The sequence below is a fragment of the Aequorivita sp. KMM 9714 genome, from assembly GCF_011065475.1.
In the GTDB taxonomy this organism is placed as follows: Bacteria; Bacteroidota; Bacteroidia; order Flavobacteriales; family Flavobacteriaceae; genus Aequorivita; species Aequorivita sinensis.
On record NZ_JAAGRO010000003.1, the window covers coordinates 133835 to 154277 of the forward strand.

16 protein-coding genes are annotated in these 20443 nt (G+C 35.6%); 9 read left to right on the forward strand and 7 right to left on the reverse strand.

The window, feature by feature from the left end:
* Window positions 1–111: 111 nt before the first annotated feature.
* From G3A46_RS09405 to G3A46_RS09425, 5 genes are all read left to right on the forward strand, one after another.
* On the forward strand, window positions 112–1551 hold the full coding sequence (locus tag G3A46_RS09405; protein ID WP_241836878.1) for an aminotransferase class V-fold PLP-dependent enzyme: 1440 nt from the start codon (window positions 112–114) through the stop codon (window positions 1549–1551).
* A gap of 79 nt (window positions 1552–1630) precedes the next feature.
* On the forward strand, window positions 1631–2350 hold the full coding sequence (locus tag G3A46_RS09410) for a T9SS type A sorting domain-containing protein (RefSeq protein WP_165149227.1): 720 nt from the start codon (window positions 1631–1633) through the stop codon (window positions 2348–2350).
* A 73-nt stretch (window positions 2351–2423) separates the two neighbouring features.
* Window positions 2424–3644: an NAD(P)/FAD-dependent oxidoreductase gene (locus G3A46_RS09415; protein ID WP_165149229.1), complete on the forward strand. Its 1221-nt coding sequence runs from the start codon at window positions 2424–2426 to the stop codon at window positions 3642–3644.
* A gap of 82 nt (window positions 3645–3726) precedes the next feature.
* On the forward strand, window positions 3727–4770 hold the full coding sequence (locus tag G3A46_RS09420; RefSeq protein WP_165149231.1) for a T9SS type A sorting domain-containing protein: 1044 nt from the start codon (window positions 3727–3729) through the stop codon (window positions 4768–4770).
* A 171-nt stretch (window positions 4771–4941) separates the two neighbouring features.
* Window positions 4942–7725, forward strand: coding sequence for an aconitate hydratase (locus tag G3A46_RS09425; RefSeq protein WP_165149233.1), 2784 nt, complete (start codon window positions 4942–4944; stop codon window positions 7723–7725).
* A 59-nt stretch (window positions 7726–7784) separates the two neighbouring features.
* Here G3A46_RS09425 and G3A46_RS14610 read toward each other — a convergent pair whose 3' ends face one another.
* On the reverse strand, window positions 7785–8084 hold the full coding sequence (locus G3A46_RS14610; RefSeq protein WP_165149235.1) for a hypothetical protein: 300 nt from the start codon (window positions 8082–8084) through the stop codon (window positions 7785–7787).
* Window positions 8085–8176: 92 nt separating this feature from the next.
* Between G3A46_RS14610 and G3A46_RS09435 the strand changes: the two genes are divergently transcribed.
* From G3A46_RS09435 to G3A46_RS09445, 3 genes are all read left to right on the forward strand, one after another.
* Window positions 8177–9244, forward strand: a complete 1068-nt coding sequence (locus tag G3A46_RS09435) for an NADH:flavin oxidoreductase/NADH oxidase (protein WP_165149237.1) — start codon at window positions 8177–8179, stop codon at window positions 9242–9244.
* A gap of 106 nt (window positions 9245–9350) precedes the next feature.
* Entirely contained in the window at window positions 9351–10355 is a 1005-nt protein-coding gene (locus G3A46_RS09440; protein ID WP_165149239.1) for an LLM class flavin-dependent oxidoreductase, read from the forward strand.
* Window positions 10356–10448: 93 nt separating this feature from the next.
* The gene (locus tag G3A46_RS09445) at window positions 10449–11105 is read left to right on the forward strand and encodes an HAD family phosphatase (RefSeq protein ID WP_165149241.1); all 657 of its coding nucleotides are present in this window, start codon (window positions 10449–10451) and stop codon (window positions 11103–11105) included.
* 104 nt (window positions 11106–11209) lie between these two features.
* On the opposite strand, the gene G3A46_RS09450 is transcribed toward G3A46_RS09445, so the two are convergent.
* A complete protein-coding gene (locus G3A46_RS09450; protein WP_165149243.1) occupies window positions 11210–12688 on the reverse strand; it encodes an exonuclease domain-containing protein in 1479 nt (492 codons plus the stop codon).
* 179 nt (window positions 12689–12867) lie between these two features.
* Between G3A46_RS09450 and G3A46_RS14615 the strand changes: the two genes are divergently transcribed.
* Window positions 12868–13641: a DUF1206 domain-containing protein gene (locus tag G3A46_RS14615; RefSeq protein ID WP_165149245.1), complete on the forward strand. Its 774-nt coding sequence runs from the start codon at window positions 12868–12870 to the stop codon at window positions 13639–13641.
* A 362-nt stretch (window positions 13642–14003) separates the two neighbouring features.
* Here the strand turns inward: G3A46_RS14615 and G3A46_RS09460 are convergent, their stop codons facing one another.
* From G3A46_RS09460 to egtB, 5 genes are all read right to left on the reverse strand, one after another.
* The gene (locus tag G3A46_RS09460; protein ID WP_165149247.1) at window positions 14004–17375 is read right to left on the reverse strand and encodes a DUF3427 domain-containing protein; all 3372 of its coding nucleotides are present in this window, start codon (window positions 17373–17375) and stop codon (window positions 14004–14006) included.
* Window positions 17368–17763, reverse strand: coding sequence for a (deoxy)nucleoside triphosphate pyrophosphohydrolase (locus G3A46_RS09465; protein WP_165149248.1), 396 nt, complete (start codon window positions 17761–17763; stop codon window positions 17368–17370). Before G3A46_RS09465 ends, G3A46_RS09460 begins: the two co-directional genes overlap by 8 nt.
* Before the next feature lie 164 nt (window positions 17764–17927).
* Complete coding sequence (locus G3A46_RS09470; RefSeq protein WP_206735997.1) at window positions 17928–18167, reverse strand: Kazal-type serine protease inhibitor domain-containing protein; 240 nt, start codon at window positions 18165–18167, stop codon at window positions 17928–17930.
* 51 nt (window positions 18168–18218) lie between these two features.
* The gene (locus G3A46_RS09475; protein WP_165149249.1) at window positions 18219–19190 is read right to left on the reverse strand and encodes an L-histidine N(alpha)-methyltransferase; all 972 of its coding nucleotides are present in this window, start codon (window positions 19188–19190) and stop codon (window positions 18219–18221) included.
* 13 nt (window positions 19191–19203) lie between these two features.
* Window positions 19204–20385: an ergothioneine biosynthesis protein EgtB gene (egtB, locus tag G3A46_RS09480; protein ID WP_165149250.1), complete on the reverse strand. Its 1182-nt coding sequence runs from the start codon at window positions 20383–20385 to the stop codon at window positions 19204–19206.
* Between the last annotated feature and the right edge of the window lie 58 nt (window positions 20386–20443).

The following is a 20443-nucleotide window of genomic DNA, read 5'->3' on the forward strand; positions in this document are numbered from 1 at the left end:
TTCTAAAATGCCTTGATGTAATTATCAAGGCATTTTTTATTGAAATAAACACTGTTTTTCCCTATCTAAAAGAGTATTTTTGCACTTTGAAAAAAATAAAGAAAAAGACACGTGAAGATTCAGAATAAAGCGACATTAGAGTTAAGCCATGACGAAATGAAAAGTTATGGGTATGAAGTAGTTGATGCAATAGTAGATCATTTTTCTACACAGAATGAAAAGCTCCCTGTGGTTTCGGGTACAAGGAAGGAAATGGAGGCATTATTTCTAGAAGAAGCTCCTGAAACTCCATCCGACCCTAAAAAGGTGTTGGATTTTGTTTTGGAGGAAGTAATGACCAAGAGTAATATTGTTTCTCATCCAAAGTCGTATTCGTTTGTGCCAGGGCCAAGTAATTATATCAGTGCCATGGCAGACAGCTTAACAGCTGGTTTCAATATATTCTCTGGTGGGTGGCAAGCGTCTCCTGCTGCAGCACAGATGGAAATTGTAGCTATGAACTGGCTTTTAAAAATGTTCGGCTTCCCTCAGAAAAAAGGAGGAGGAATTTTTACTAGTGGGGGTTCTATGGCCAACTTAACTGCCTTAGTTACTGCTCGAAGAGTAAAATGTGGGGACGATTTTAGTAAAGCTGTAATTTACCTTTCAGACCAAGCGCATTCTTCAAATATTAAAGCCATTCGCGTATTAGGTTTTAGAAAAGAACAGATTAGAATTATTCCTACTGATGGGGAGTTTAAATTCTCATTGAATAAATTAAAAAACGCTATTGCAAAAGATAGGTTGGAAGGGCTACAACCTTTTTGCTTGATTGCAACTGCCGGAACAACAAATACCGGAACGGTAGATCCACTTTCCGACATTGCCAAAATCTGTAAAAAAGAAGATATCTGGTTTCACATCGATGGGGCCTATGGTGGTTTTGCTATACTTTCAGAAGATGGAAAACAGCTTTTAAAAGGAATTGGGAAAGCCGATTCACTTACTATAGATCCTCATAAATGGTTTTACCAACCGTATGAGATTGGCTGTCTTTTAGTGAAAAATCACAAATGGCTTAAAGGAACTTTTACCGAAAAACCTGAATATTTACGCGATATTGAAGGCAATGAGTCTGAAATTAATTTTTACGATCACGGAATCGAATTAACAAGACGTTTTCGTGCTTTAAAGTTCTATATGTCGGTAAAAACTTTTGGAATGGGTGAGTTCAGGCAGGCCATAACTTACAATATTAAGTTGGCAGAAGCAGCAGAAGACTTCCTAAGATCGAGTACCAATTGGGAGGTTATTTCACCGGCAACACTGGCGGTTATTAACTTTAGGTATAACCCAATTGGCAATAAACTCTCAGAGAAAAAGCTTGACGCGCTTAACCAACGAATTTCTCAAAGTGTGGTTGATTCAAAACAAGCTTTATTGGTAACTACTGTTCTTAACGGGCAGATAGTACTAAGAATGTGCTTGATAAATCCTAGAACAACATTAGACGATGTAAAGGAAACTATCGCACTTTGCGAATCTTTTGCAGAAGAAAAATCCTTGTCGTGAAACAAGCGGATGTCCAAAGAATTTACTAAAACAATAAAACAATAAAACAAAAAATTATATTAATCTAAAATCACTTTTATTGTTAATATTTCTATTTAATCTACAATATATAATTCTTAATCAGCAGCAAAATAATCTTTATGCACAAGATCCAAATCTTTTTGATAATACTTGGTATTTTGTATCAGGCGAATTGGATGGAGAAATATTTTTTCAACCTCCAGAAGAACACAATATTGAAGTAAATTTTAATAACAATGAAATTTACTTATGCTATCCCAGTTGTGATGAGTGTTATAATAATGAAGTGGATATAACTGGAGATACTTTCATAGTTTCTGAGAATGAGCCATGGATAGTACTAATAGGCAATTGTAATCCACCGCAAAACGATTATATTGGTGTGCATAACTCAGTTTATTTTTACAATCACCAAACTTCAAAAAATCCTTTTAATTATAGTATCGAAACTGTAGAAGATTACCTACAGCTCACTATAACAAATGGCGTAGGAGATTTTGCAATATACAATAGCGTGTTTTTAGATACTCCAAAATTTGATAATTCAAGTTTTAATATATATCCGAATCCAGTTCAAGAGACCTTACACATAAATCATAATTTTAATCAATCTGTTACAGTTTCAATCTATGATATAGGTGGTAAAAAATTAGTAAGCGATACTTTGGAAAGTAAAGTCTCAACAATAAACGTTAAAGATTTAAATTCAGGATTGTATTTTGTGATTTTTAATAATGAAGCAGGAGAGAGTTTGCTTAAAAGGTTTATTAAAAAATAGGTTGTGCTTTAGACTATAAGCTTTCTATTTGATTTGTTACTTTTATAGCTTGTAAACCAAAATACAATTTCCATTGCCAAAACATTTAGATATTATAATAATTGGCGGCGGGGCTGCGGGATTTTTCACAGCAATAAACGCTGCTGAAAAAAACCCTAATCTTAAAATTGTAATTTTAGAACGTGGAAAAGACGTTCTTACCAAAGTTAAGATAAGCGGCGGTGGACGATGCAACGTAACCCACGCTCAGTTTGTTCCAAAATACTTAACCCAGAATTATCCACGAGGCGAAAAAGAACTTTTAGGTCCGTTCCATACATTCATGACAGGCGATACCATTGAATGGTTCGAAAAAAGAGGCGTGGAACTCAAAATTGAAGAGGACGGGCGGATGTTTCCGGTTTCAAACTCTTCACAAACTATCATAGATTGTTTTCTTTCAGAAACAAAAAGATTAGGGGTCGAGGTACTGCTTAGTCAGCCGGTAAAGGAAATTCAGAAAAATGAAGGCCGATATATTTTAACTACTAGTACCGATACTTTTTCCGCAGAAAAAATTGTGGTTACAACGGGTAGTAATCCTAAAATTTGGAAGTTGCTCAAAGATTTAGGGCATAGTATAGTTCCCGCCGTACCTTCACTTTTTACATTCAACATCAAAGATAGTCGTATAGCAGATTTACCCGGACTTAGCACAGATGCTTCGGTAAAAGTTTTAGATAAAAAAGGTAAAACAGTTTTGGAAAGCGACGGGCCGTTACTAATCACCCATTGGGGTATGAGTGGTCCTGCAATTTTAAAACTTTCGGCTTGGGGCGCTAGAATATTAGAGCCTATAAAATACAATTTCACTATTGAAGTGAATTGGCTTAATACGCTTACGGAAGAGGATGTGTTGGATTCCTTGAAAAATTTAAAAATATTACAAGGCAAGCAAACAATTTATAAATACGCACAATTCGAATTGCCCAAGCGCCTTTGGCAAAGCATAGTAAAAGCAGCAGGCATTGCCGAAACGCTTACATGGGCTGAGGCAACCCGCGAGAATTTTCAAAATCTAGCCAATCAACTTACTGCAGCAATATTTGAAGTAAACGGAAAGAGTACCTTTAAAGAGGAATTTGTCACAGCCGGCGGGGTAGATTTAAAAGAAGTAAACTTTAAAACTTTCGAAAGTAGGGTTTGTAAAAATCTTTTCTTCGCTGGTGAAGTTCTTGATGTAGATGCTATAACTGGAGGATTTAACTTTCAAAATGCTTGGACTAGTGGCTATATCGTTTCGCAAAACCTTTAAACACTGTAACTTCTTTTCCGAAAAAATGATGACTTTTTAATACTCGTTCGATATATAGTTATAATCCTTAAAACTATATGTCATGAAAAAAATTCTTCTTTTTACTCTTTTACTCACATTTATTGCAAGTCCTGCCAAGTCACAAAATTTACTTGGGGCTGCAACAGATGTTTATGTAATGGAAAATTTCACCAATCCAGGCCAGTTTGGTACTATTCCACTCGCGGGACCTTATTATCCGTTAGGTACAATAATTACGGGTAGTGCTCCTACAATGTTGGGAGGCGATTTCAACGATGCTGGAGAGCTGTATACATTTGTATACCAAGATCCAGACTATGTATTGGGAACTGTAGATATAACTACGGGAGCTATAAACAATACTGTTACCGTATCAGGCAATGTTGGTGGACAATTTTTAAATCAGTTATCTTATAATCCTACAAACGATACTTTTTACGCATTGAGTGCGGATCCTAACAATAACTCTGGAACGCAATTTTATGAAGTTAATATTTCCACTGGTGTACTAACGCCAATAGGTACTGGCACTGGCATTTTAAATGGAGTTGCTATGGAAATCGACAACAACGGGAAGGTGTATGTTGCCGATGCCAATACGGGAAATTTATACATTGTAGATATCAATACAGGCGTGGGGAGTGTTGTAGGTAATATGCTTCCGAGTGGCACGTATCCAGTGCGAAATGGTTTTTCTGTTGACCCTGCCACCAATGTGATGTATGCCGTTTTGCTGAATAGCGATGGGGTAATTTGGAATAAATTCTATACAGTTAATCTTGCAAATGGTGAACTTACAGAACTTGGGTTTGGTGGCTCTAGACAATATAGCCTTTTCGCTATTAAAGGCGAATCTCTTGGGGTAAATAAAAACAATTTGACCTCAGTAACTGTGTACCCAAACCCGACAACTAACAGGATATACATTGACAATCCAACCGGAGAAACATTTAATAGCGTTAGACTTTTTGACCTACTTGGAAAAAATACCGGTGCAGTTTTTTCTAATGGGGAAGTGAATGTTGAAAACCTAGTTAAAGGCGTTTACCTCCTTCAGATAGAAACTAAAAATGGCACTACTACCAAAAAGATTATAAAGGAATAGTTTAGGTTTATGAACGTGATATGAAGAAGCTTCCGAGGTATTGTGTCTCAGGGGCTTTTTTCATTTTTAACGGTAAATTATCTTCAATCTGTTAACACATTGTTAAACAAAAGTCTATATGTGTAGGGATAGTTAATTATGGTTAACTTTAGTAGTTAAACGCTTCCTATCATGAAACAAGATATTTACAACATTAAAAAATCGCTCGATACTTCAAAAGGCAAACTTTCTTATTACAGCCTTCCCGAGCTTGAAAAACAAGGACATAACATAAGTAAACTCCCATTCTCAATACGAATTCTTCTAGAGAATGCATTGCGGAATTACGACGATTTTTCTGTAACTAAAGACCATTTAAAAACAGTATTAAATTGGACGCCAGAACAGAGTGAAAAAGATGTAGCCTTTAAACCCGCTCGTGTTTTGATGCAAGATTTTACAGGAGTCCCAGCGGTAGTGGATATTGCTTCATTACGTGCCGAAATGGCTCGAAAAGGTGGAGATGCCTCAAAAATTAATCCCCTTATCCCAGTAGATTTAGTGATAGACCATAGTGTGCAGGTAGATTATTTTGCAGCACAATACGCTTATGATAAAAATATAGAAGAAGAGTATAAGCGAAATAAGGAACGCTATACATTTTTAAAATGGGCACAACAATCCTTTGACAATTTTAGCGTGGTGCCTCCTGGGATGGGAATCTGCCATCAAGTAAACTTAGAATATTTCTCTAAAGGTGCAATCGCTCGCGATGGAATGGTTTTTCCAGATACCTTAGTAGGAACCGATAGCCATACGCCAATGGTAAATGGAATTGGAGTAGTGGCTTGGGGTGTGGGCGGAATTGAAGCCGAAGCAGCCATCTTAGGACAACCAATTTATTTTATTAGCCCAGAAGTTATCGGTTTAAAACTTACAGGAAAACTTCCGTTAGGTTCTACTGCCACAGATTTGGTGCTTACCATTGCTAACCTACTTCGGAAATATGGAGTAGTAGGAAAATTCGTTGAGGTTTTCGGACCTGGACTTGATAATCTTTCTGTGCCAGATAGAGCGACTATCGGAAATATGTCGCCAGAATTTGGATGTACTATTACATACTTCCCAATAGACGACAAGACTTTGGAATATATGCGAGATAGCAACCGAAGCGAAGAGCAGATAAAGTTAGTGGAAGAGTATTGCAAAGCAAATATGCTTTGGCGTCAAGATGAAGACAAAATAGAATATACCGATGTTGTAGAGCTAGATATTTCAACCATTCAACCTACAGTAGCGGGTCCTAAGCGTCCTCAGGATAAAATTCTTCTTAAAGATTTAAAAGAAAAGTTTATCGAGCTAGAACACGCTTCTTTTGGCAGAACGTACATTGAACCGTCTGAACGGGAAGAGGCGATTACCCGTTGGAAAGAAGAAGGAGGAAGCCAACCAACAAAACAACCTCACGACCCTGCACCAGATGTAGAGATAGAAAAGGCCGAAATTAAAAATGGTTTAAAAACGGTTTGGATTTCTCATGGAAATGAAAAATATATGCTTTCAGACGGAGCAGTAGCCATTGCAGCTATAACGTCTTGTACAAATACTTCAAACCCATTTGTGATGATTGGGGCGGGATTGGTTGCTAAAAAAGCAAGAGAACACGGAATAGACGTAAAACCATGGGTTAAAACTTCTTTAGCTCCAGGTTCAAAAGTAGTAACCGATTATCTAGAAAAAGCCGATTTACTAAAAGACCTTGAAGCGCTTCAGTTTCACTTGGTAGGCTATGGATGTACTTCCTGTATCGGAAACTCAGGACCGTTGCCACCAGAAATTTCAAGAGCGGTGGAAGAAAACGATTTAATTGTAACATCAGTACTTTCCGGAAACCGAAATTTCGAGGCGCGTATTCACTCACAGGTGAAAATGAACTTCCTAATGTCGCCAATGCTTGTTGTAGCTTTTGCTATTGCTGGTAGAGTAGATATAGACCTTACAACTGAACCGCTAAGCTGCGATAGAAATGGTAAAAGAGTATATCTAAAAGATATTTGGCCAACAGACGATGAGATACATGCAGTTATGAGTAAGGTGCTAACGCCAAAAGACTTTAAAAAGAATTACGACGAAATTTTTGAAGGAAATGAAATCTGGAGAAACCTAGAAGTTCCAAAAGATAAACTTTACCAATGGGAAGATGATTCTACTTACATTAAGGAAGTGCCATTTTTCCACAATCTGTCAGACGATCCTCAACCACTCAAAAATATTGAAGGAGCAAGAGCTTTGCTGATGCTAGGAGATAGTATTACCACCGACCATATTTCACCTGCTGGAGCTTTTTCGGAAGACTCAGCTGCAGGACAGTATTTAATTTCTCGTGGGGTTGAAAAGAAAAACTTCAATAGTTATGGTTCTAGACGTGGAAATGATGAAGTGATGGTACGCGGTACTTTTGCAAACGTGCGTATAAAAAACCAATTGGCCGATAGAGAAGGAGGCTATACAACTTATCTTCCTACAGGAGAGCAAATGTCTGTTTATGATGCCGCGCAGAAATATATAGCCGATAAAACTCCGCTTATTGTGCTTACTGGAAAAGAATACGGTAGTGGTTCTTCTCGCGACTGGGCCGCCAAAGGGACAATTTTACTGGGTGTAAAGGCCGTTTTGGCAGAGAGCTACGAACGTATACACCGAAGTAACTTAATCATGATGGGAGTACTTCCGCTAGAGTATGTTAAAGGTGAATCGGCTGCATCACACGGGCTAACGGGGAAGGAAGTGTTTAGTATTTTAGGTATTGAAAACGACTTGTCGCCATTGAAGAAAGTAACGGTATCTGCCAAAACTGAGGATGGCAAGGAAATTGAATTCAAAGCCATAGCAAGACTAGATTCTCCAATTGAAGTTGCATACTACCAAAATGAAGGAATCTTGCAATATGTTTTGCGTCAGTTTTTAAAACAGTAACCATAAGTTGATATTAATAGTACAATCAAAGCTTCTCCGTAAAAATTTTAACGGAATTACTATTTGGCCCTTTGTGATTTTAAAGCATCAGGAATTAAAGAATGATGCTGTATTATTAAATCACGAACGTATTCATTTGCGCCAACAAGTGGAGCTATTGATTGTACTATTCTATATCTGGTATAGCCTTGAGTTTTTAATTCGCTGGATACAATACCGGAATAGAAATCAAGCTTATAGAAATATTTCATTTGAAAGAGAAGCTTATTCCCATCAAAGTGATTTTGGTTACTTGAAAAAACGAAAGTTCTATGGGTTTTTAAAGTTTTTATAAGTTTTAAAACTACCCCTGTAAACAACAAACAAATTTGAAAAGGCTAAATGATTTTCAGTCTATGAATTTAAACTGAGAATGTTAATGAAGTCTATTTTATAAATGATAAAAATATAAATGAGCATACTTTTTTCTCCTCTAAAAATAAAAAATACAACGCTTAAAAATCGAACCGTAATTTCACCTATGTGTATGTATAGCTGCGTTGACGGTTTTGCAAACGATTTTCATTTAGTGCACTTAGGAAGCCGCGCCTTGGGAGGTACGGCTTTAATTATTCAAGAAGCTACGGCCGTTTCACCTGAAGGAAGAATATCCTACGGAGATATGGGAATCTGGAGTGATGAACACATTTTAAAACCAAAAGAGATAGTAAATTTTGTCCACGCACAAAAGGCGTTGATAGGGATTCAATTGGCTCACGCGGGTAGAAAAGCAAGTCATCAACTTCCACAAGAGGGGGCTAGAAAAATATCACCAGACGATAAAAACGGATGGCAAACGTACTCTTCTTCAGCATTGCCTTTTAGAGAAGGGGAACCGGCGCCGCTAGCGTTAGATGCCAATGGCATCGAAAAAGTAAAACAAGATTATGTAGCTGCCACGCGTCGCGCACAAAAAGCAGGTTACGACGTGGTTGAAATTCACGCGGCACACGGATATTTATTTCATCAATTCTATTCACCTTTAGCAAATAATCGCACCGATGAATACGGTGGAAGTTTCGAAAATAGAATTCGCTTACTTCTTGAAGTTACCGAATTAGTTAGAGCAGAATGGCCAGAGGAAAAACCACTTTTTGTTCGTATTTCAGCTACCGATTGGACAGAAGGAGGGTGGACGATTGAAGATTCGGTAAAACTTGCTGTAGAATTAAAAAAACGAGGGGTAGATCTTATCGATACCTCTACTGGAGGTAATGTGCCTAAAGCAGTAATACCGAGTGAGCCTGGGTATCAAGTTAAATTTGCAGAACAAATAAAAAAAGAAGCAAATATTTTAACCGGTGCGGTAGGTCAAATTACTACTGCTGAGCAATCGGAAGCAATTTTAAAAGAAGGTAAAGCCGATTTAATTTTCTACGGAAGAGAAAGTTTAAGAGATCCACATTTTGCATTACGTGCCGCCAAGGAACTAAACGCAGATATCGAGTGGCCAATACAATACCAACGAGCTAAATTATAGTTACAGAGTTGATCTTGTGGCAATCGAAAACCTAATCGCTTATTTAGATGGTCGCTGTGATTCATTTTAAAGTAATACAAAACAATTAATAGCTACTAAACATATTATGACTAAAGAAGAACATAAAATAAACATACCATTTTCAGTTTTAGACCTTGTTCCTGTAATACAGGGAAGCAGTCATAAAACGGCCATGGAAAGTAGTCTGGCTTTAGCTCAAAAAGTAGAGGAGCTAGGTTTTAAACGCTTTTGGATTTCGGAGCATCACAATGCAGAAAGTTTAGTGAGTTCTGCTACGCCATTACTAATTGGCTATGTTGCCGAAAACACTAAATCCATTCGCGTGGGGTCTGGTGGCGTTATGTTGCCAAATCACGCTCCCTTAATTGTAGCAGAGCAGTTTGGAACTCTTGCTACGCTTTATCCAGATAGAATTGACTTAGGTTTAGGACGTGCGCCAGGCACCGATCAGCTTACGGCGAGAGCGCTAAGGCGGGAGCGTACCGAATCTGTAAACGATTTCCCTAATGATGTGCAGGAGTTACGACAGTTTTTTTCTGCAAGCAATCAAAACAGTTTGGTGAGAGCCATTCCTGGGGAAGGGTTGGAGGTGCCACTCTACCTTTTAGGTTCAAGTACCTATAGTGCGCAACTAGCAGGAGCATTAGGGTTGCCTTATGCCTTTGCGAGTCACTTTGCGCCAACACATTTGCACGATGCCTTAAGATTGTATCACGGTAATTTTGAAGCCTCAAAACAATTGGAAAAGCCTTATACTATGGCTGGAATTAATGTGGTAGTTGCCGATACCGATGAGGAAGCCGAATATTTATCTTCAAGTATGAAGTTGTTTATGCTGAATATTATCAGAAATACTCGCGCCCCACTGCCACCACCAATAAAAGATATGGATGAAGTGTGGAGTCCGATGGAAAAAGCGCATATTACTAAAATGATGGAATTCACTTTTATTGGGAGCAAGGAAACAGTTCGGAAAAAACTTCTCAATTTTATCGAAGAAACAAGAATTGACGAAATTATTGTCGTAGCCCATATTCACGATCAAGAAGCGAGATTAAAATCGTTTGAATTACTGTTGGAATTAAAGTAATAGTGCCTAAACCCTAAACGGATTGACACATACTTTTAAAAGGAAGTTTTTAAAAAACTTTGTTTTCTGTACCTTCGTCAAAAATTTTTAAAAATGCTGAAAGCTGTTCTTTTTGATATGGATGGTGTTATTGTAGACACCGAACCTTTACACCGTAAAGCTTACTTCAAAATGTTTGAAGAGGTAAAAATTGATGTAAATGAAGAACTTTACGATTCGTTTACAGGACAGGCCACTTTGCCAATTTGTAGAACTTTGTGTGAACATTTTAGTCTTACAGATACTCCAGAACACTTAGTTACAACTAAAAGAAAGCATTTTAAATACCTTTTTGAAAATGATACTAGCCTCGATCTTTTAGATGGGGTTTACGACTTGATAAAAAACTATTACGAAAACGATCTTACTTTAGTATTGGCTTCGTCGGCTTCTATGCCTAATATCAATCGTATTTTCGACCGATTCGATTTAAATAAATATTTTAAAGCGAAAATTAGTGGCGCCGATTTAAAAGCTTCAAAGCCACATCCTGAAATATTTATTAAAGCGGCAGAGCTAGCTGGACAACCTACTGAAAATTGTATGGTGATTGAAGATTCAACTAACGGAATTAAAGCTGCGAAAGCAGCAAATATTTACTGTGTAGGTTTTAAAAGCCCACATTCCGTAAACCAAGACTACACCAAAGCAGATAAGGTGATTACCAGTTTTGATGAAATTCTTTACGAGAAATTAACGGATTTATCCTAGCCGACTATAAAGAAGACCTGACAGGTTTTTAAAGTTCTGACACGTTTCCAAAGACCTGACAGGTTTTAGAAACCTGTCAGGTCTAAGTTCAGTAGAAAAACCAGTTAAGCCAAATCCCAATGGCTAAAAACATCTTCTACAGTAGATTTAACTCTTTTATTTCGCAAGGTTTCCACTCTGTAATTTGCGAGTTGAGGAGATTCATCAAAGTGCACTACATTATTTTCTCCGTGCTTTTTAAGATGACTTCTTATAATGGCGTGGGTGTGATAAGTAGCTTGTTGAAGTTTTAAGAAAGGTTCGTAATCTTCAACATTGCTAATAGCATCGCTTCTATCAAAATATCCAAAACCTCGATACTGACCTTCAACAACTAAGGCAAAAGCTATTTCGTCTTCCGTTCTACCTTTTCCTTGAATGGCAAAACTGGGTTTGTTTTCGTATAAATCTTGTAGAGCTGCTTGCACCTTGGCGTTGTAATCTTCAATAGTTTCAGTGTCCTCACATATTCCTTCGCAGTTTTTTATTCGGTAGTGACTGCATATTTCAACATTGCTTTGCAACGTACAAAATCTCGGACAGAGTTTATAAGTCTCACAAATTTCCTCTAGCTTTTCAAGAGCCTCGGTTTTATTGTAGAAAGTACCAACCGAATCGTGCAATACCTTGGTCTTGCTTAGCGCTAGCTGAATTATCCCGCGTTGATTGGTATAACTAATAATTTGATAGGTAGTTGTAGGCCACTTTTGGGCACGGTTAAACTTTGGGTAATGCTTTCGGATATGTTCCGACTCCACTAAAAGTGCTAGCAACTCGTTCCCTGTAATTTCAAAATCTATAAAATGAGTTTCTTGCCCGAGTTGGTATTCCTTGGTTTTTTTATCGTAGAAATGTGAGAGTACCCGTTTTTTGATATTCTTCGCTTTCCCCGCATAAATCACCTGATGTTTTTGGTTTTTGAAAAGGTAAATCCCAGGTGCTTCCGGTAGTTCGTTTATCTGTTCGGTAGCAATATGGGGCGGGAGTGTAGCTTGTTTAGAACGCGGATTTAAAAACGTATTGATGGTTTCCCAATTTTCATCCAACGAAAGTAACCGCTGAAAAAGGATAACCGTTGCATCCACATCGCCTTCCGCTCGGTGTCGGTTGAGGTGTGGAATGTTTATCGTGTTGCAAAGTCTGCCTAAACTATACGAAAGATGTCCAGGAATCAATTTGCGAGATAGTCTAACGGTACAGAGTTTCTTTCGGTTGTAATGCTGTCCTATTCTTCTAAACTCCCCTCGAATAACATTGTAGTCGAAACTAACATTATGAGCTACAAAAATGGCATCCTTGGTAAATTCTTCGACGCTTTCTGCGATTTCAAAAAAACGTGGGGCATCGGCTACCATTTCGTTGTTTATACCTGTAAGGGCGGTGATATGCAACGGGATTTCGCGTTCCGGATTTACAAGCGATGTAAACTTGTCTATCACCTCGCCATCTTTTAAAAGTGCGATGCAAATTTCGGTAATCCTATTCCCTGCAATACCGCCTCCGGTAGTTTCTACATCTATAATTGCAAAAAGTTGTGATTGCATTTTTTATTGCTTGAAAAACAAATGTAGGAAAAGTATTTTTAATATTTGGAATTATTCCTTTAAATTGGAAATAATCCAATTCGGTGTGCTTTAAAATGTTTAAATGCTTAAAGGAGTAATAATTATCATCTCCACTAGTAGTACCTTTATATTTTTGTATTAATACTTGATGGTTTGCTGTGAAAAACTCTTTTAAAACCTTTGCCATTATTGGCTTTATTTCCAAAGGAATTATCTATTTGGTAATAGGGATACTTTCTTTATTGGCGGCATTAAATATGGGAGGAGAAAGTTCTGGAACCAATCAGGCGCTCACGTTTTTAAAAAAGCAACCTTTCGGACAAATTCTCTTGTTGTTTCTAGGTGTTGGTTTGTTTTGTTATTCGTTTTGGATGTTTGTACAAAGTATAAAAGATCCTGAAAAGAAAGGCGCTACCCGAACTGCGCTATTGAAAAGGACTGGTTTATTTATCACTGGCTTAGTTTACGTTTTTGTGGGAATTTTGGCATTCTACCACCTGTTAACTCCTATTGAAAAGGATAAGAGTCAAACTACATATCTAAATTTTCTTGAACCTACCACGCTAGCAATTCTCTTCGTTGCTATTGGAATTATTTTAGCGATACAAGCGGCTGTTTTAATTATAAGTGTTTTTAGAGGAGGAATGTTAGACCAATTTAATCTTGAAGGCAAGAAATATTCAGGAGTTATCAGAAGGCTGGGGATGTTTGGCTTTTACTCACGAGCTTTTGTTGTGGGTATTATAGCTTATTTCTTTCTACACGCAGGATTTTATACCGGTAGCAATGATATTAAAGGAGTACAAGAAGCATTCAAGTTTCTAGATCAATCTAGTTTTGGGAAAGTATTAATGGCAATTACTGCCATAGGCTTTATTTCCTATGGTGCATTTTATGTGTTCCTTACGCGATATAGGAGTTTTGAGGAGTAGTGTTGGCTTGTGAGTATTTGTGATAAATTTTAAATGATGAAATAATTCTCGGATAATCATCATGGCTACAGAAGGTCGAAATCTATATTTTCACATTCATTAATTCCGTAAGAGTTGCAGTAAATGGAATAGCTGAAGCACGTTTATCTTTGTAGTTTTTTAGTTTTCTGAAGTCCCAAGAATTATTTCCGAAATCGGAAAGATTTACTTTTTCTATCTCGATAACTAAGTAGTAATCTTGGGATGGATTAGAGTATCCTTTTTTAATTAAATTTTCTTTTGAATATACTTTTGGACCTTAATTTACTGAAAAATATAAAATATAAGTTTTAAATATTTCAAATGATTAATGCCTGAATGTTTTAGATATCAATAACAGTTATAAATTCACCAATAACTCTCATGCCCTTAGCACTTTCCTCATCAATTATAATGTCAGAAAAGCTCTCATCTAATGAATTTGGTTTTAGCACAACTTGGCTATGAGTCCATCCGTTTTCAGTTATTATTTTTTGACTAGAATAAGTTTTAACTGTAAATGCTGAATTAAAATCTGGATCTTGAATGTCTCTGTTTTCCACTAAAACAATTTTTCCGTCTCTACTTCCTCCGGTATATTTTTTAAATATACAAGTTGATCCATTAGGTATTCTTTTATTCATTGACTCTCCAATAACTTTACAAGCAAAATAATCTTCATTATTGGCATATCTTTCTTCTACTACTATTTCTTTATAATCTTTTTCTGCTTGTAATTCACTAAAGGTTCCTGCTGCAGCATAAAAATCGAATAATGGAATTGTAAATTGAAGATTTTTATTTTCACTATTTTTAGGTAAATCAATAATTAATTCATCTTCATCAAATGTTTCATCTTTCTTTTCAGTTGTGATGTAATTATAAAGTTCATTGTTTACAGGTTGTTCTAATTTAAACTTGAAATGAACAATTGGAGTATTTGAATCAGGCATTAATGCTTCTTCAATAGAGTCTTCGATAATTGAAACATCTCCCATATAGTAGAAGTCTGTCCCTTCTGCATCTTCTTTTTTAACAAAAAGTAGAATTCTATCTGAATATATAACATTTTGAATTTCACTACTTTTTAGTTTTCTATTAGATCTTGATTCCCATGCGAAAACAGATGGTGATATAAAATGATCATTATAATTTATTGTATCCTCTATATCTTCAGATTTATGATATGTTACGAAACATGGTGTAATGTTGTTTCTTGTTCTATATCCATAAACAGTACTACTAATGTCATTTTCCCAATTAAGAAGTCGACATACATCTTTTCGACTATATTTATTATATAGTATTAGACCATTTCTGTAATTATTATAGTCAAAATTTTTATTAAAAGTTGCTATAGAATAATTAATAGAGTCTAGTAAAAACTTTTTGAAAGTTTGGTTTTCTAAAATTTCTAGAAATTCTTCATGAAATTTTAATGTATTATTCTCTCTTACTAGTATATTTTGTTCTTTTCTAATAAATTCAAAATTAATATTTGAGATACTCGATTCTATAGTTTGATTAGTTGGTTCGTAGTTATATTCTTTAAATACTATATCAATAAGTTTTGAGATATTGAGTTCATTGTTATTTATAAGCTCTTTTAAAATTAAGCTTTCCTCAACTCTTTTTGCGTTATTAATTTCTTTTGAGAACAACTCTAGTAATACTTGCCTTTTTTTATCTAAGACTATTTCAAAACTACTATCAACTCTCTTAACGAAATTAAAATAAGATTTTGAATATTCAACAAATAAGAAAGGATCTCGTGATTCATTATGTAAAAAATCATTCATCATTGGTATACGACCTAATCGAAATTTTAGCAATTGATAGTCTTTTTTTAGATCTGACAATAGGCTCATATTCGCTGAATCGATTGATTCAAATATCCTTTCTTTAGTAATCTCGTCAAAGTTAATTGTTGATGAACCTGGTATCATTTTACTGCCTTCTGAGATAAGCTTTCGTAATGTATCTTTATTATATGACGTGTCACCGTATAATGCTATGGGGATCAAATAATTGTTTTTATGATTACCAATAAAATCAATTACTGTAAGATACTCCTTACCTTCCGATTTTCTTAATCCTCTTCCTAACTGTTGTACAAAAACTATTGCCGAATCTGTAGGTCTTAACATTAATATTTGATTGATTTTCGGAATATCTATTCCTTCGTTAAAAATATCAACAGTAAATATGTAATCTAACCTATAGTTATTGTCCAATGACTCAAGTTTTTTTATTGCATTTTGGCGTTCGATTTCCGAATTTTCACCAGATAAAGCAATGGTTTTATAACCTCGTTCATTAAATTTTATAGATAAATAGTGGGATTCTTTATTAGTAGAACAAAAGATTAATCCTCTGGTAATTCCATTGTCACTTCCATAAAGCTTTGCAGTTTTAATGATTTTATCGACTCTTTCATCACTTGCAAGAAATCTAAAATCTCTTGTGTCTTCCAAAGTTTCATCATCTACAATTAAATCAGTTATTCCATAATAATGAAATTCACTAAGCATCCCTTCTTCCATTGCTCTATTCAATCTTATTTCATATGCAATATTATGGTCAAATAAGCTGAAAATGTCGTTACCATCTGTACGCTCGGGTGTAGCTGTCATTCCTAATAAAAATTTTGGAGTAAAGTATTCCATTAATTTTAAATAAGACTCGGCGCCAGATCTGTGAGATTCATCAATGATTATATAATCAAAAACATCTCTTTCAAAAGAAGATAAATGATTTTCTCTTGAAAGTGTTTGAACAGTTGAAAAGATGAAATCGGCATGTAATTCTCTTTTATTACCAGAGTATATGCCGTAGGTTTTTTGGGTTTTAAAAATTGTTTTAAAAGTTTCTAAAGCTTTTTGAGCAATACTGAGCCTATGAACAATGAATAATAATTTTTTAGGATTAAAATTTTTAACATCAAATGCTGAAAGATATGTTTTTCCTGTACCTGTTGCAGAAATTATAAGAGCTTTATTTTTATTTTCCTGCCTTAATTTTGAAAGGTTATTCAATGCTTCTTTCTGCATTGAATTAGGTCTTATTTCTTGTTCTTCAATTTTATTAAAATCTGTAGCTGATTTCTTAACAAAGAGTTTTTCCTTTTCATAGATAATTTGGTAATTTAAAATGAATTCATCTGTTACGGGTATAGCATTATCAAAATCATTGTTAAACTCTTTTAAAATATTTTCAACAATACCACTTGAGTGCAATCCAGAAACTTTTAAATTCCATTCTTTGTTTATAGTTAATGCACCTGAAGTTAAATTACTGCTTCCAACTATCAAATTGTAATATCCTTTCTTTTTGAAAATGTAACCTTTTGAATGAGTGTTGTCCTTTACAGATATTTTTAACTCGATGTTTTTAAAAAATCTTAATTTTTTAAGAGCTTCAGGTTGAGTGAAATTTAAATATTGGGAAACCAATATTTTCCCTTTTACACCTCTCTTTTCTAGCGATAATAGGGTGTTGAATAGGACTGCAATTCCACTTGTAGTTACAAAAGCAACAGAAATAAAAAACTCATCACACGTATCAAACTCATGTAATAAAGTAGTTAAGACTTTTTCTTTAGGAATATTTTTGTTGGTTAATAATTGAGGTCTATAAACTACATCAGATTCAATATTTTTATCTATAAATCCAGTTTTAAGACTTTTACTAAAACCTTGACTAAAAGCTTCATTCATTAAGCATCAATTTATTAACTATAGGTACATCTGCTGCGGCCCAATCTAATTTTAATAATTCATTTCTTTTTAACCAAATAGATGATATGTGCTCTGTTAAGGTTATGTCTTTTGAATCAACATCACATAAATATGTATGCATTGTTAATTCAAAATCAGGGTATTGATGATTAACAGTAATATATAAATCATTAATTTCTGGGTCAATACGTAATTCTTCTTTTAACTCTCTTCTTAAAGCTTCTTTTTTTGTTTCTCCGGCTTCAATCTTGCCACCAGGAAACTCAAATTTTTTTGAAATATATTTTAATTTATTTTCTGCTCTTTGGACACAAAGAATTTCATCATTATATACTAGGATTGCGGCAACAACCTCAATTTTCTTCATATTCCTAAAATATTAAATTTAATTATTTATGATTTAAAGTTAAGTTTTTGGGGTTCAATCAAACTTTATATTAAAACTTAAACCTCCAAAAAGGAGGTGAAAATCAAATATAGGTAAAATGTAGTAACCGTTATATTTTTACTCTAACATTGGTGATTTTGCATTTACCTATCCTCCCCACACTTCCCAGGAACACTAGTAGTTACACCAGCTCTTTCGGCTACGCAGGGGTTTGAGTAGGTTTTGCCGTCGCAGCCACATACTGGGTCGTATTGCATAGTGCAAGGACCGTCGCTAATTTTAGATTCGTCAATACAGTCGGTGGGTTTTTTTACTGCGCAAGAAATTATGAGTAGGGCAATCAGTAAAAAAGATATAAGTAGAAAGTAGGGTGATGTTTTCAAGATTCTTCTGGTTTAGTTAGAAATAAGAACTTCTAAATTAAACAATAATTCCTAAATCTTCCTCAATACATAGTCTTTATAATATCCTTTTTTGTCGGTAAAGGAGGTTTCGATGGTTAGGCCTGCTTGTTCGGCCAACCAAGCCACAGTTTTATCGTCGTATTTTTGTGATATTTCGGTGTGGATGGTTTCCCACTGTTCAAAACTTATATCAAGATCAAGGTTTTTAATACGTACATCCATTGCTTCCGTAGCTATTAAAAAGCTTTTTGCAGTGCCGGTTTCTGGGTTGTAGGATTCCCAATGCGTAAATTTATCTACATCAAAATTCGCGTTTAACTCTCGGTTTATTCGGGTTAAAATATTTTTGTTGAAGGCAGCGGTAATTCCTGTTTGGTCGTTATAAGCATCCAAAACGGTCTGCGGATTTTTCTTTTGGTCGAAACCCATAAACAGTAGGTCTTCTGCCAACATAGTATCTTTTAGTTTGGTGAGAAAGTCGATGGCTTTTGGATGTAGCAAGTTGCCAATATTACTACCTAAAACCATAATCACTTTTTTACGCTTGTTGAACCCTTTAAGGCGTTCTAAAACTTCAAAATATTCTCCTATTTCAGCATCTACCGTTAGCGATGGCATTTCTTGAGCTAGGTTGTTTGTAAGTAATTCTACTGCGTTTTCACTAATATCTATAGGCTTGTAAACAAAATTGAAGTTATTATCGGTCATATACTTGAGCAGCAATTTTGTTTTTTTCCCGTCACCAGCGCCAAGTTCGATTAAATCTAAACCATTCTCGCGATTGCGAAAAAGTTCGCCTATGGTTTTGGTATGGGTAGCGAGGATTTCAAATTCGCAACCGGTAAGGTAATATTCCGGCATAGCCATAATATCCTGAAATAGCTTGTCGCCTTTTTTATCGTAAAAATATTTAGACGATAGGTATTTCGGGAAGCTGCTAAGTCCTTCCTTAACTTCGGTTTTGAATGTGGTATCTCTTTGAGTTTTCGATTTTATATCCATAGGTGAGGTGTCGTTATTTTGCTAATCGCAAGCCTGTAAACTGCCAACGCAGGTTTGTTTGAAAGAAGTTGCGGTAGGTTGGTCGGGTGTGGTTTTTTGAGGTTGCAACAGATCCGCCGCGCAACACTTTTTGGTTTACCATAAACTTCCCGTTGTATTCGCCAATGGCTCCAGGTGCTTTGGTGTAATTGGGGTAGGGAAGATAGGCGCTTTCGGTCCATTCCCAACGGCTGCCCCATTCAAAGTTGTTTTGTGCAGCTTCCCATTCAAATTCGGTAGGAAGTCGGCAGGATTTCCATTGGGCATAAGCAAAGGCTTCGTAATAAGAAATATGAGATAGCGGCGCGTCTAAATCTATTTCTTGAAGTCCTTGTAAGGTGTATTGATGCCACTTCCCGTCAATATTATGCCAATACATTGGAGCTTTAATATTGTTTGTTTTTACCCAATCTAAACCTTCGGCGTGCCATAGGTTGAAATCTTCATATCCGCCAGCATTTATAAACGCTAGGTATTCGGCATTGGTAACGAGTTTATTCGAAATTTTATAATCGTGTAGATATACTTTATGTCGTCCCAACTCATTGTCGTAACAAAACGCATCTGGATTGTTATGCCCAATTTCATAAATTCCTTCTTTCATGTCTATCCATTCTCTATCGAAGTTTTGGATGGGATTTTCAGAAAAGTTATCGTTGTATTTAGGCAACAAGGGGTTATTTCCTAGGATGTATTTTATATCGGTTGTAAGTAGTTCTTGGTGTTGTTTTTCGTGATGTATTCCTATTAAAAGTACGTCTTTTAATTCTTCTGAAATTCCCTTGTCGGTGTTGTTGAGTTCAGTAAGAAAATCTTTCATTTCTGAAGTTACGTAGTGCCTGTAATCATAGACTTTGGCTACGCCAGGTCGGGAGAGGTTTCCGCGGTCGTTTCTAACCACGCGTTTTCCTACATTCTCGTAATAACTATTAAATACAAAGGCGAAGTCGTCGTGGAAAAGTTTATAGTTCGGCTTGTAGGGCTTTAATATGAATTCCTCAAAAAACCATGAGGTATGCCCTAGATGCCATTTAGGAGGTGAAACATCTACAATAGGCTGTACAACGTAATCTTCAATTTCCAGCGGCTTGCAAATGTCTTCTGTATGTTGGCGGGTTTCAAGAAAAAATGAAACCAAAGCATCGGTAACAATCATAAAAAAGTGTTTTATCTGAGTAAACTCAAGAATTATCTACACTTTAAATATAATTATT